The organism is Flavobacterium sp. WC2430 (assembly GCF_040822075.1).
Taxonomy (GTDB): Bacteria; Bacteroidota; Bacteroidia; order Flavobacteriales; family Flavobacteriaceae; genus Flavobacterium.
The window spans coordinates 1921211-1935866 of the sequence record NZ_CP162007.1 but is presented as its reverse complement, the minus strand read 5'-3'; the positions used below and the strand labels follow the sequence as shown (position 1 = coordinate 1935866).

Genomic DNA, 14656 nt, shown 5'->3' with positions numbered 1-14656 from the left:
TTTTTTCAATCGCTTAATCGTTTTTTTTCGTTTAATCGTTTAACCGATTTAACAAATCAACACATAAACTTTTGATTTGTGGAGAATAACGGAGTCGAACCGTTGACCTCCTGCGTGCAAGGCAGGCGCTCTAGCCAGCTGAGCTAATCCCCCGTTTCAAATTTTAAATCATGAATGGTGAATTTTGAATTAATGTATAATTCATACTCATACTTCTAAAATTTCCTTTTATTCTGAATTTATTTCAGAATCTATTTAAGTTTAATAGTTGTCTCGGACAGACTCGAACTGTCGACCCCTACATTATCAGTGTAGTACTCTAACCAGCTGAGCTACGAGACACTCTTATTCTTAAATTGTATTATTTGAACTAACAGCAAGAGTAATAAATTCTTAATCTTTGTTTCCACTTTCTCTTTTCGTCTCTTTCCCTACCGTGCTTATAAATAAGCTAACACTAAGGCTCTAGAAAGGAGGTGTTCCAGCCGCACCTTCCGGTACGGCTACCTTGTTACGACTTAGCCCTAGTTACCAGTTTTACCCTAGGCAGCTCCTTGCGGTCACCGACTTCAGGCACCCCCAGCTTCCATGGCTTGACGGGCGGTGTGTACAAGGCCCGGGAACGTATTCACCGGATCATGGCTGATATCCGATTACTAGCGATTCCAGCTTCACGGAGTCGAGTTGCAGACTCCGATCCGAACTGTGACCGGTTTTGTAGATTCGCTCCTGGTCACCCAGTGGCTGCTCTCTGTACCGGCCATTGTAGCACGTGTGTAGCCCAAGGCGTAAGGGCCGTGATGATTTGACGTCATCCCCACCTTCCTCACAGTTTGCACTGGCAGTCTCGTTAGAGTTCCCGACATGACTCGCTGGCAACTAACAACAGGGGTTGCGCTCGTTATAGGACTTAACCTGACACCTCACGGCACGAGCTGACGACAACCATGCAGCACCTTGTAATTTGTCTTGCGAAAAGTCTGTTTCCAAACCGGTCAAACTACATTTAAGCCTTGGTAAGGTTCCTCGCGTATCATCGAATTAAACCACATGCTCCACCGCTTGTGCGGGCCCCCGTCAATTCCTTTGAGTTTCAAACTTGCGTTCGTACTCCCCAGGTGGGATACTTATCACTTTCGCTTAGCCACTGAGATTGCTCCCAACAGCTAGTATCCATCGTTTACGGCGTGGACTACCAGGGTATCTAATCCTGTTCGCTACCCACGCTTTCGTCCATCAGCGTCAATATATTAGTAGTAACCTGCCTTCGCAATTGGTATTCCATGTAATCTCTAAGCATTTCACCGCTACACTACATATTCTAGTTACTTCCTAATAATTCAAGTCTAGCAGTATCAATGGCCGTTCCACCGTTGAGCGATGGGCTTTCACCACTGACTTACTAAACCGCCTACGGACCCTTTAAACCCAATGATTCCGGATAACGCTTGGATCCTCCGTATTACCGCGGCTGCTGGCACGGAGTTAGCCGATCCTTATTCTTACGATACCGTCAAGCTCCTTCACGAAGGAGTGTTTCTTCTCGTATAAAAGCAGTTTACAATCCATAGGACCGTCATCCTGCACGCGGCATGGCTGGATCAGGCTTGCGCCCATTGTCCAATATTCCTCACTGCTGCCTCCCGTAGGAGTCTGGTCCGTGTCTCAGTACCAGTGTGGGGGATCTCCCTCTCAGGACCCCTACCCATCGTAGCCTTGGTATGCCGTTACCATACCAACTAGCTAATGGGACGCATGCTCATCTTTCACCGATAAATCTTTAATAATTAAATGATGCCATTCAATTATACTATGAGGTATTAATCCAAATTTCTCTGGGCTATCCCTCTGTGAAAGGTAGATTGCATACGCGTTACGCACCCGTGCGCCGGTCTCTAATTCCGAAGAACTATACCCCTCGACTTGCATGTGTTAAGCCTGCCGCTAGCGTTCATCCTGAGCCAGGATCAAACTCTTCATCGTATATTATGCGAGAACCATAAATGATTCTCTATTTATTTTTGACTGAAGGTCTAGTGGTTTTTTCAAATCTCTCGATTCTATTACTCTTATTCTTTTGTCTTTGAAATCTCTCTCAAAAACGGCTGTCAATTCAATATGTCTAGGAACGTGTCTTATCTTGTTTGCCAATCGTAGCAACACTTAACGTGCCGCTCGAAGCGGGTGCAAAAGTAGATATTACTTTTAAACCTCACAAGCTTTTTTGAAACTTTTTTAGAAAATAAATTTCCTGATTAATCTCGTTTGCTTGCCAGTATTTTAAAGAACGTCTGCGTTGTTGCGGGTGCAAAAATAACACCTTTATACCGTTATTCAATACTTTTAATACCTTTTTTTTAACCTTTTCGTAACTTTGTTTTTAAGTTGTTGAAAACCCGTATTTTAAATAAAGTTTTTTTTTATCCATCCAATACTCCCTTATCGACAGAGAAGCTTTAATAAAGCAGTTTGAACTACCTCCGCAAAATATAGCCTTTCCCAATAGCACTTCTATCGTCCTAACAAGACAGACTAACTCCGCTCTTTCAATCGTATTTTATCCAAAAAAAGCTTCTCTAAAAAAAGAATGACCATATGAGATACGCCCAAGCCCCTTTTAAAGTCTGATCAACCCTAAATCAAAAACCAAAAACAGACAGTAGCAACTCCCTAAAGCAAAGCAAGTCCTTAAAATCGTCAGCAACCAGTTCCAATCTTTACCCAAACCGCGCTTCATTGACATAACAAAGCAATACTCTCGTAGCTCTTATCCAAAAATATTCTTTTAAAAGAATGCAAAATGAAAGTAAGAAATCCACTTTAGACAACTCCTGTTCCATTCAAATTTCAATAACAATTAGATGAACCCTTGAGAGGTCTGATTTTTTTAGTCTGACCACGAAAATCGGATACTGTCATCGAATCATTCAAAAATACCCGTAAATTGTTTGCAGTAAAAATACACTCCAAACCTTTAGTGTTATAATTGAGTGAGAATTTCGTTTATGTTCCTATTGACTTATTTACTAGAGAATAAATTAAACTAAAGTCAATTGTCAGACTAAAATATATTAAGTTGATATTCCCTTATTTAATCTCAATCAAAAACCACTTCATTACATAGCAAATGCTTTCGTCACTATAAATAATAAAACTATTACCCATACCAAAATCTAATATTTACTGCTTTGGTACATTTTTATATTCAGAAAAAAAGGTGATTTACATAGCAAAATCTGCCGAACTACGGTTGGATTAGATATATTGTTCTGAAAACACATAAATCATTAGGATTCTAGTTACTATTTCTTTTCTAATATCCATTCCTTGAAGAAAAATCGATTTTTTTGCGCACAAAAAAACCCTATTCACATAAATGAATAGGGTTCTCAAAAGAAAGGCGACGACATACTCTCCCACATAACTGCAGTACCATCTGCGCAGGCGGGCTTAACTACTCTGTTCGGGATGGGAAGAGGTGAGCCCCGCCGCAATAACCACCTTAAGAAGTTATAATTGCTTTGGGCAATTTTTCAATGATCATTTATCTTATGATAAAAATCAATTGAACAATATCTTAACATACTGAGATAAAGAAAAAAGTATTTTTTTAGAAAGTTTCCCCAGCCTCTTGCGAGGCTGGAAAGGTGTACATAAGCTTACGGATTATTAGTACTACTCGACTATGACATTACTGCCTTTACATCTATAGCCTATCAACGTGGTCATCTCCCACGATCCTTAAAAGAAATCTCATCTTGTGGTGGGTTTCGCGCTTATATGCTTTCAGCGCTTATCCCTTCCAAACGTAGCTACTCTGCCATGCCACTGGCGTGACAACAGATACACTAGAGGTTTGTCCAATTCGGTCCTCTCGTACTAGAATCAGATCCACTCAAATTTCTTGCGCCCACAGTAGATAGAGACCGAACTGTCTCACGACGTTCTGAACCCAGCTCGCGTGCCACTTTAATGGGCGAACAGCCCAACCCTTGGGACCTTCTCCAGCCCCAGGATGTGACGAGCCGACATCGAGGTGCCAAACCCCCCCGTCGATATGAGCTCTTGGGGGAGATCAGCCTGTTATCCCCGGCGTACCTTTTATCCTTTGAGCGATGGCCCTTCCATGCGGAACCACCGGATCACTATGCTCTACTTTCGTACCTGATCGACCTGTATGTCTCTCAGTCAAGCTCCCTTATGCCATTGCACTCTACGCACGGTTACCAAGCGTACTGAGGGAACCTTTAGAAGCCTCCGTTACTCTTTTGGAGGCGACCACCCCAGTCAAACTACCCACCAAGCAATGTCCCCCGCAAACGCGGGGTTAGGCCTCAGATAAACAAAGGGTTGTATTTCAACAATGACTCCACAACGCCTAGCGACGCCACTTCACAGTCTCCAACCTATCCTACACATCATTTATCCAAGGTCAATACTAAGCTATAGTAAAGGTGCACAGGGTCTTTTCGTCCCACTGCGGGTAAACGGCATCTTCACCGTTACTACAATTTCACCGAGCTCATGGCTGAGACAGTGTCCAGATCGTTACACCATTCGTGCAGGTCGGAACTTACCCGACAAGGAATTTCGCTACCTTAGGACCGTTATAGTTACGGCCGCCGTTTACTGGGGCTTCATTTCAATGCTTCTCCGAAGATAACATCTCCACTTAACCTTCCAGCACCGGGCAGGTGTCAGGCCCTATACTTCATCTTACGATTTTGCAGAGCCCTGTGTTTTTGATAAACAGTCGCCTGGACCTCTTCACTGCGGCCAGCATTGCTGCTGGCGACCCTTCTCCCGAAGTTACGGGTCTATTTTGCCTAATTCCTTAGCCATGAATCTCTCGAGCACCTTAGAATTCTCATCTCGACTACCTGTGTCGGTTTGCGGTACGGGTACTATTAACCTGAAGTTTAGAGGTTTTTCTTGGAAGCCCTTAGGTGCACTATCTCTTTGTCCGAAGACGCCGAGTACTATCGTATTTCCCCAAAACCCGTGGATTTGCCTGCGGGTCTTATAGGTAGGTACTTCAACGAACTATTCCGTCAGTTCGCGGCACTTTCATCACTCCGTCACCCCATCACAGTTAACAGTAGTACGGGAATATTAACCCGTTGTCCATCGACTGTCCCTTTCGGGTTCGCCTTAGGTCCCGACTAACCCACAGCTGATTAGCATAGCTGTGGAAACCTTAGTCTTTCGGTGTGCGGGTTTCTCGCCCGCATTATCGTTACTTATGCCTACATTTTCTTTTCTCACCGGTCCAGCATACCTTACGATACACCTTCTACCCTGTGAGAATGCTCCCCTACCACTTACAATAAATTGTAAATCCATAGCTTCGGTAATATACTTATGCCCGATTATTATCCATGCTCGTCCGCTCGACTAGTGAGCTGTTACGCACTCTTTAAATGAATGGCTGCTTCCAAGCCAACATCCTAGCTGTCTATGCAGACAAACCTCGTTCTTTCAACTTAGTATATATTTGGGGACCTTAGCTGATGGTCTGGGTTCTTTCCCTCTCGGACTTGGACCTTAGCACCCAAGCCCTCACTGTTAGTGAACATTATATAGCATTCGGAGTTTGTCAGGAATTGGTAGGCGGTGAAGCCCCCGCATCCAATCAGTAGCTCTACCTCTATATAACTTTATAACTAACGCTGCACCTAAATGCATTTCGGGGAGTACGAGCTATTTCCGAGTTTGATTGGCCTTTCACCCCTACCCACAGATCATCCCAAGACTTTTCAACGTCAACGGGTTCGGTCCTCCACTATGTGTTACCACAGCTTCAACCTGTCCATGGGTAGATCACACGGTTTCGCGTCTAACACTACTGACTAAAGCGCCCTATTCAGACTCGCTTTCGCTACGGATCCGTGGCTTAACCACTTATCCTTGCCAGCAACGTTAACTCGTAGGCTCATTATGCAAAAGGCACGCCGTCACCCCACGAAGGGGCTCCGACCGCTTGTAAGCGTATGGTTTCAGGATCTATTTCACTCCGTTATTCACGGTTCTTTTCACCTTTCCCTCACGGTACTGGTTCACTATCGGTCTCTCAGGAGTATTTAGCCTTAGCGGATGGTCCCGCCAAATTCAGACAGGATTTCTCGTGTCCCGCCCTACTCAGGATACCACTATCAATTATATCACTTACCTATACAGGACTATCACCCTCTTTGGTTCTACTTTCCAGTAGATTCTAGTTCGTTTTACATTGAATATCGTGGTCCTACAACCCCAACATTGCCGTAACAACATTGGTTTGGGCTAATCCGCGTTCGCTCGCCACTACTTACGGAATCACTTTTGTTTTCTTCTCCTCCGCCTACTTAGATGTTTCAGTTCAGCGGGTTTGCCCACCTATCGGTGTACTAGATCTTCAATCTAGTGGGTTGCCCCATTCAGGTATCTACGGATCAATCGGTGTGTGCCCGTCCCCGTAGCTTTTCGCAGCTTATCACGCCTTTCATCGCCTCTGAGAGCCAAGGCATCCCCCATACGCCCTTATTTTGCTTATTGTACCAATCTTAAAATTAATTAAGACCGTTTTTGTTTGTTTTTTACTATAAATAGTAAAAAACGCTTTCTACTTTTTATATTTTTCTTATCTCAATATGTCAATGAACTTTTTTCAATCGCTTAATCGTTTTTTTTCGTTTAATCGTTTAACCGATTTAACAAATCAACACATAAACTTTTGATTTGTGGAGAATAACGGAGTCGAACCGTTGACCTCCTGCGTGCAAGGCAGGCGCTCTAGCCAGCTGAGCTAATCCCCCGTTTCAAATTTTAAATCATGAATGGTGAATTTTGAATTAATGTATAATTCATACTCATACTTCTAAAATTTCCTTTTATTCTGAATTTATTTCAGAATCTATTTAAGTTTAATAGTTGTCTCGGACAGACTCGAACTGTCGACCCCTACATTATCAGTGTAGTACTCTAACCAGCTGAGCTACGAGACACTCTTATTCTTAAATTGTATTATTTGAACTAACAGCAAGAGTAATAAATTCTTAATCTTTGTTTCCACTTTCTCTTTTCGTCTCTTTCCCTACCGTGCTTATAAATAAGCTAACACTAAGGCTCTAGAAAGGAGGTGTTCCAGCCGCACCTTCCGGTACGGCTACCTTGTTACGACTTAGCCCTAGTTACCAGTTTTACCCTAGGCAGCTCCTTGCGGTCACCGACTTCAGGCACCCCCAGCTTCCATGGCTTGACGGGCGGTGTGTACAAGGCCCGGGAACGTATTCACCGGATCATGGCTGATATCCGATTACTAGCGATTCCAGCTTCACGGAGTCGAGTTGCAGACTCCGATCCGAACTGTGACCGGTTTTGTAGATTCGCTCCTGGTCACCCAGTGGCTGCTCTCTGTACCGGCCATTGTAGCACGTGTGTAGCCCAAGGCGTAAGGGCCGTGATGATTTGACGTCATCCCCACCTTCCTCACAGTTTGCACTGGCAGTCTCGTTAGAGTTCCCGACATGACTCGCTGGCAACTAACAACAGGGGTTGCGCTCGTTATAGGACTTAACCTGACACCTCACGGCACGAGCTGACGACAACCATGCAGCACCTTGTAATTTGTCTTGCGAAAAGTCTGTTTCCAAACCGGTCAAACTACATTTAAGCCTTGGTAAGGTTCCTCGCGTATCATCGAATTAAACCACATGCTCCACCGCTTGTGCGGGCCCCCGTCAATTCCTTTGAGTTTCAAACTTGCGTTCGTACTCCCCAGGTGGGATACTTATCACTTTCGCTTAGCCACTGAGATTGCTCCCAACAGCTAGTATCCATCGTTTACGGCGTGGACTACCAGGGTATCTAATCCTGTTCGCTACCCACGCTTTCGTCCATCAGCGTCAATATATTAGTAGTAACCTGCCTTCGCAATTGGTATTCCATGTAATCTCTAAGCATTTCACCGCTACACTACATATTCTAGTTACTTCCTAATAATTCAAGTCTAGCAGTATCAATGGCCGTTCCACCGTTGAGCGATGGGCTTTCACCACTGACTTACTAAACCGCCTACGGACCCTTTAAACCCAATGATTCCGGATAACGCTTGGATCCTCCGTATTACCGCGGCTGCTGGCACGGAGTTAGCCGATCCTTATTCTTACGATACCGTCAAGCTCCTTCACGAAGGAGTGTTTCTTCTCGTATAAAAGCAGTTTACAATCCATAGGACCGTCATCCTGCACGCGGCATGGCTGGATCAGGCTTGCGCCCATTGTCCAATATTCCTCACTGCTGCCTCCCGTAGGAGTCTGGTCCGTGTCTCAGTACCAGTGTGGGGGATCTCCCTCTCAGGACCCCTACCCATCGTAGCCTTGGTATGCCGTTACCATACCAACTAGCTAATGGGACGCATGCTCATCTTTCACCGATAAATCTTTAATAATTAAATGATGCCATTCAATTATACTATGAGGTATTAATCCAAATTTCTCTGGGCTATCCCTCTGTGAAAGGTAGATTGCATACGCGTTACGCACCCGTGCGCCGGTCTCTAATTCCGAAGAACTATACCCCTCGACTTGCATGTGTTAAGCCTGCCGCTAGCGTTCATCCTGAGCCAGGATCAAACTCTTCATCGTATATTATGCGAGAACCATAAATGATTCTCTATTTATTTTTGACTGAAGGTCTAGTGGTTTTTTCAAATCTCTCGATTCTATTACTCTTATTCTTTTGTCTTTGAAATCTCTCTCAAAAACGGCTGTCAATTCAATATGTCTAGGAACGTGTCTTATCTTGTTTGCCAATCGTAGCAACACTTAACGTGCCGCTCGAAGCGGGTGCAAAAGTAGATATTACTTTTAAACCTCACAAGCTTTTTTGAAACTTTTTTAGAAAATAAATTTCCTGATTAATCTCGTTTGCTTGCCAGTATTTTAAAGAACGTCTGCGTTGTTGCGGGTGCAAAAATAACACCTTTATACCGTTATTCAATACTTTTAATACCTTTTTTTTAACCTTTTCGTAACTTTGTTTTTAAGTTGTTGAAAACCCGTATTTTAAATAAAGTTTTTTTTTATCCATCCAATACTCCCTTATCGACAGAGAAGCTTTAATAAAGCAGTTTGAACTACCTCCGCAAAATATAGCCTTTCCCAATAGCACTTCTATCGTCCTAACAAGACAGACTAACTCCGCTCTTTCAATCGTATTTTATCCAAAAAAAGCTTCTCTAAAAAAAGAATGACCATATGAGATACGCCCAAGCCCCTTTTAAAGTCTGATCAACCCTAAATCAAAAACCAAAAACAGACAGTAGCAACTCCCTAAAGCAAAGCAAGTCCTTAAAATCGTCAGCAACCAGTTCCAATCTTTACCCAAACCGCGCTTCATTGACATAACAAAGCAATACTCTCGTAGCTCTTATCCAAAAATATTCTTTTAAAAGAATGCAAAATGAAAGTAAGAAATCCACTTTAGACAACTCCTGTTCCATTCAAATTTCAATAACAATTAGATGAACCCTTGAGAGGTCTGATTTTTTTAGTCTGACCACGAAAATCGGATACTGTCATCGAATCATTCAAAAATACCCGTAAATTGTTTGCAGTAAAAATACACTCCAAACCTTTAGTGTTATAATTGAGTGAGATTTTCGTTTATGTTCCTATTGACTTATTTACTAGAGAATAAATTAAACTAAAGTCAATTGTCAGACTAAAATATATTAAGTTGATATTCCCTTATTTAATCTCAATCAAAAACCACTTCATTACATAGCAAATGCTTTCGTCACTATAAATAATAAAACTATTACCCATACCAAAATCTAATATTTACTGCTTTGGTACATTTTTATATTCAGAAAAAAAGGTGATTTACATAGCAAAATCTGCCGAACTACGGTTGGATTAGATATATTGTTCTGAAAACACATAAATCATTAGGATTCTAGTTACTATTTCTTTTCTAATAGGATCAATCCCAAAACCTGTGGAGCAACAAAAATTAAGCATAAATATTTGTTAGTCTAAAAAGGAAAAACTCAATGTTCCTAACACCTCTAAATTGAGATCTAAACGCTTTTATTTTGGCGTTGAAAGATTCAGCTGATGCATTTGTGCTTCGATAATCAAAATAGTTCAATATGTTTTGATAATGATTGATTATGGTTCGAGATATTGTATTGAAAGACTTAAACCCAGATTGACTTACCTTTTCATGCCATTTTGCAAGTCTAGCAAAACCGATTATTTTATCGGCTGTACTTTCAAAAATGTTGCGTAATCCTTGAGATAGATTGTAAGCCTCTTTGATATCAGGATATAATTCAAATAATAAATGGGCACGTTGTAATTGATTTTCAGACCATTTTGATTTATTCTTGTATAAGAAATAGCGACTTCTGGCTAGTAATTGTTTAAGTGTATCCCCGTTAGTCAACACTACAGATTCGAACTTTTTCTTGTTTTCCTTGGCTTTTTCTATAGCTTCATTTTCCTGATCTATTGCTTGCCAACGGTATTTGATTCTGATTTCTTGTAAGGCCTCTGTGGCCAATTTTTGAACGTGGAATCTATCGATGACACGAGTTGCATTAGGAAAACATTTCTTGGCAATTAACCCCATATTTCCTGCCATATCTAGGGTTATCTCTGTGACTAGATTTCGTTGTTTAAGAGGTATCTTTTCAATGATAGCGATTACTGTTTCAGCTTTAGTTCCAGCAACCATTGCAACGATGGTTCCTTTTCTACCTTTTGCTGCTTTATTAGTTAGAATTGTATAGAGCTCACCGTTGGATAGTGAGGTTTCGTCCAATGACAGTCTTTTTCCAATGTTTTCAGGAAAAATAAGCCATTCTTTTGCGTGTGGTTTTTGATTCCAGATTTTAAAATCACTTAAGAAATCTTTGTAATGATGTTGCAGATTCTTACCGCTTACACCGTAGAAAGAAGCAATAGCATTGCAATCATTAGGCTTGGAATCTATTGATTTCTTTTAAAAAAGACGCGAACTCCTGTGTTACCCGAGTTCCGTCTGCTACTAAATCCCAATCCCTAAATACAACTTGTCCACTATCTTCGTTAAGCCATCTTCTGCGGGTGATATGTAGATAAACTTGATGTCCACGGATTGGAAAATCTTGAACAGTTATCTCATCAAAGAATCCTTTTGAACTTAATTTGTTTTGACGATATTCTTTTGGAATCGAATTAATCTCTTTTAAATAAAGATGAAGAATTTCTTCCCCTTTTTTATATGAAGTAAGTTCAAAATAATCAACTATAATTTCTGGTAACAATAACTTGAGAAGTTCAACAAAAGAATCTTGCATTTGTATTAAATTTATAAATACAAATATCTTAATTTAATATTTCCCCACAACATTTAGACTTGATCCTTCTAATATCCATTCCTTGAAGAAAAATCGATTTTTTTGCGCACAAAAAAACCCTATTCACATAAATGAATAGGGTTCTCAAAAGAAAGGCGACGACATACTCTCCCACATAACTGCAGTACCATCTGCGCAGGCGGGCTTAACTACTCTGTTCGGGATGGGAAGAGGTGAGCCCCGCCGCAATAACCACCTTAAGAAGTTATAATTGCTTTGGGCAATTTTTCAATGATCATTTATCTTATGATAAAAATCAATTGAACAATATCTTAACATACTGAGATAAAGAAAAAAGTATTTTTTTAGAAAGTTTCCCCAGCCTCTTGCGAGGCTGGAAAGGTGTACATAAGCTTACGGATTATTAGTACTACTCGACTATGACATTACTGCCTTTACATCTATAGCCTATCAACGTGGTCATCTCCCACGATCCTTAAAAGAAATCTCATCTTGTGGTGGGTTTCGCGCTTATATGCTTTCAGCGCTTATCCCTTCCAAACGTAGCTACTCTGCCATGCCACTGGCGTGACAACAGATACACTAGAGGTTTGTCCAATTCGGTCCTCTCGTACTAGAATCAGATCCACTCAAATTTCTTGCGCCCACAGTAGATAGAGACCGAACTGTCTCACGACGTTCTGAACCCAGCTCGCGTGCCACTTTAATGGGCGAACAGCCCAACCCTTGGGACCTTCTCCAGCCCCAGGATGTGACGAGCCGACATCGAGGTGCCAAACCCCCCCGTCGATATGAGCTCTTGGGGGAGATCAGCCTGTTATCCCCGGCGTACCTTTTATCCTTTGAGCGATGGCCCTTCCATGCGGAACCACCGGATCACTATGCTCTACTTTCGTACCTGATCGACCTGTATGTCTCTCAGTCAAGCTCCCTTATGCCATTGCACTCTACGCACGGTTACCAAGCGTACTGAGGGAACCTTTAGAAGCCTCCGTTACTCTTTTGGAGGCGACCACCCCAGTCAAACTACCCACCAAGCAATGTCCCCCGCAAACGCGGGGTTAGGCCTCAGATAAACAAAGGGTTGTATTTCAACAATGACTCCACAACGCCTAGCGACGCCACTTCACAGTCTCCAACCTATCCTACACATCATTTATCCAAGGTCAATACTAAGCTATAGTAAAGGTGCACAGGGTCTTTTCGTCCCACTGCGGGTAAACGGCATCTTCACCGTTACTACAATTTCACCGAGCTCATGGCTGAGACAGTGTCCAGATCGTTACACCATTCGTGCAGGTCGGAACTTACCCGACAAGGAATTTCGCTACCTTAGGACCGTTATAGTTACGGCCGCCGTTTACTGGGGCTTCATTTCAATGCTTCTCCGAAGATAACATCTCCACTTAACCTTCCAGCACCGGGCAGGTGTCAGGCCCTATACTTCATCTTACGATTTTGCAGAGCCCTGTGTTTTTGATAAACAGTCGCCTGGACCTCTTCACTGCGGCCAGCATTGCTGCTGGCGACCCTTCTCCCGAAGTTACGGGTCTATTTTGCCTAATTCCTTAGCCATGAATCTCTCGAGCACCTTAGAATTCTCATCTCGACTACCTGTGTCGGTTTGCGGTACGGGTACTATTAACCTGAAGTTTAGAGGTTTTTCTTGGAAGCCCTTAGGTGCACTATCTCTTTGTCCGAAGACGCCGAGTACTATCGTATTTCCCCAAAACCCGTGGATTTGCCTGCGGGTCTTATAGGTAGGTACTTCAACGAACTATTCCGTCAGTTCGCGGCACTTTCATCACTCCGTCACCCCATCACAGTTAACAGTAGTACGGGAATATTAACCCGTTGTCCATCGACTGTCCCTTTCGGGTTCGCCTTAGGTCCCGACTAACCCACAGCTGATTAGCATAGCTGTGGAAACCTTAGTCTTTCGGTGTGCGGGTTTCTCGCCCGCATTATCGTTACTTATGCCTACATTTTCTTTTCTCACCGGTCCAGCATACCTTACGATACACCTTCTACCCTGTGAGAATGCTCCCCTACCACTTACAATAAATTGTAAATCCATAGCTTCGGTAATATACTTATGCCCGATTATTATCCATGCTCGTCCGCTCGACTAGTGAGCTGTTACGCACTCTTTAAATGAATGGCTGCTTCCAAGCCAACATCCTAGCTGTCTATGCAGACAAACCTCGTTCTTTCAACTTAGTATATATTTGGGGACCTTAGCTGATGGTCTGGGTTCTTTCCCTCTCGGACTTGGACCTTAGCACCCAAGCCCTCACTGTTAGTGAACATTATATAGCATTCGGAGTTTGTCAGGAATTGGTAGGCGGTGAAGCCCCCGCATCCAATCAGTAGCTCTACCTCTATATAACTTTATAACTAACGCTGCACCTAAATGCATTTCGGGGAGTACGAGCTATTTCCGAGTTTGATTGGCCTTTCACCCCTACCCACAGATCATCCCAAGACTTTTCAACGTCAACGGGTTCGGTCCTCCACTATGTGTTACCACAGCTTCAACCTGTCCATGGGTAGATCACACGGTTTCGCGTCTAACACTACTGACTAAAGCGCCCTATTCAGACTCGCTTTCGCTACGGATCCGTGGCTTAACCACTTATCCTTGCCAGCAACGTTAACTCGTAGGCTCATTATGCAAAAGGCACGCCGTCACCCCACGAAGGGGCTCCGACCGCTTGTAAGCGTATGGTTTCAGGATCTATTTCACTCCGTTATTCACGGTTCTTTTCACCTTTCCCTCACGGTACTGGTTCACTATCGGTCTCTCAGGAGTATTTAGCCTTAGCGGATGGTCCCGCCAAATTCAGACAGGATTTCTCGTGTCCCGCCCTACTCAGGATACCACTATCAATTATATCACTTACCTATACAGGACTATCACCCTCTTTGGTTCTACTTTCCAGTAGATTCTAGTTCGTTTTACATTGAATATCGTGGTCCTACAACCCCAACATTGCCGTAACAACATTGGTTTGGGCTAATCCGCGTTCGCTCGCCACTACTTACGGAATCACTTTTGTTTTCTTCTCCTCCGCCTACTTAGATGTTTCAGTTCAGCGGGTTTGCCCACCTATCGGTGTACTAGATCTTCAATCTAGTGGGTTGCCCCATTCAGGTATCTACGGATCAATCGGTGTGTGCCCGTCCCCGTAGCTTTTCGCAGCTTATCACGCCTTTCATCGCCTCTGAGAGCCAAGGCATCCCCCATACGCCCTTATTTTGCTTATTGTACCAATCTTAAAATTAATTAAGACCGTTTTTGTTTGTTTTTTA

General features: G+C 42.9%; 4 protein-coding genes, 4 tRNA genes and 6 rRNA genes. All 14 read right to left on the bottom strand.

Annotated elements, in window-relative coordinates:
- Positions 1-79: 79 nt before the first annotated feature.
- A tRNA-Ala gene (locus tag AB3G36_RS08545) sits at positions 80-153 on the bottom strand.
- 115 nt (positions 154-268) lie between these two features.
- A tRNA-Ile gene (locus tag AB3G36_RS08540) sits at positions 269-342 on the bottom strand.
- 127 nt (positions 343-469) lie between these two features.
- Positions 470-1983, bottom strand: a 16S ribosomal RNA gene (locus tag AB3G36_RS08535).
- A gap of 3 nt (positions 1984-1986) precedes the next feature.
- Positions 1987-2151 (bottom strand): hypothetical protein, encoded by a 165-nt coding sequence (locus AB3G36_RS08530; protein ID WP_367757861.1) that lies wholly within the window; start codon positions 2149-2151, stop codon positions 1987-1989.
- 1244 nt (positions 2152-3395) lie between these two features.
- Positions 3396-3505, bottom strand: a 5S ribosomal RNA gene (gene rrf, locus AB3G36_RS08525).
- A gap of 144 nt (positions 3506-3649) precedes the next feature.
- A 23S ribosomal RNA gene (locus AB3G36_RS08520) occupies positions 3650-6534 on the bottom strand.
- A 186-nt stretch (positions 6535-6720) separates the two neighbouring features.
- A tRNA-Ala gene (locus AB3G36_RS08515) sits at positions 6721-6794 on the bottom strand.
- Between the two features lie 115 nt (positions 6795-6909).
- A tRNA-Ile gene (locus tag AB3G36_RS08510) sits at positions 6910-6983 on the bottom strand.
- A gap of 127 nt (positions 6984-7110) precedes the next feature.
- Positions 7111-8624, bottom strand: a 16S ribosomal RNA gene (locus AB3G36_RS08505).
- The 16S, 23S and 5S rRNA genes sit together here with 4 tRNA genes alongside, the layout of an rRNA operon.
- A gap of 3 nt (positions 8625-8627) precedes the next feature.
- On the bottom strand, positions 8628-8792 hold the full coding sequence (locus AB3G36_RS08500) for a hypothetical protein (protein ID WP_367757861.1): 165 nt from the start codon (positions 8790-8792) through the stop codon (positions 8628-8630).
- Positions 8793-9993: 1201 nt separating this feature from the next.
- On the bottom strand, positions 9994-10947 hold the full coding sequence (locus tag AB3G36_RS08495) for a transposase (RefSeq protein ID WP_367757913.1): 954 nt from the start codon (positions 10945-10947) through the stop codon (positions 9994-9996).
- A gap of 13 nt (positions 10948-10960) precedes the next feature.
- The gene (locus AB3G36_RS08490) at positions 10961-11323 is read right to left on the bottom strand and encodes a transposase (RefSeq protein WP_367757859.1); all 363 of its coding nucleotides are present in this window, start codon (positions 11321-11323) and stop codon (positions 10961-10963) included.
- 150 nt (positions 11324-11473) lie between these two features.
- A 5S ribosomal RNA gene (rrf, locus tag AB3G36_RS08485) occupies positions 11474-11583 on the bottom strand.
- 144 nt (positions 11584-11727) lie between these two features.
- Positions 11728-14612 (bottom strand): 23S ribosomal RNA (locus AB3G36_RS08480).
- Positions 14613-14656: the final 44 nt, after the last annotated feature.

Coding starts and splice junctions, on each gene's coding strand:
- AB3G36_RS08490 (WP_367757859.1), bottom strand. CDS start 11,323: ATGCAAGATTCTTTTGTTGAACTTCTCAAGTTATTGTTACCAGAAATT.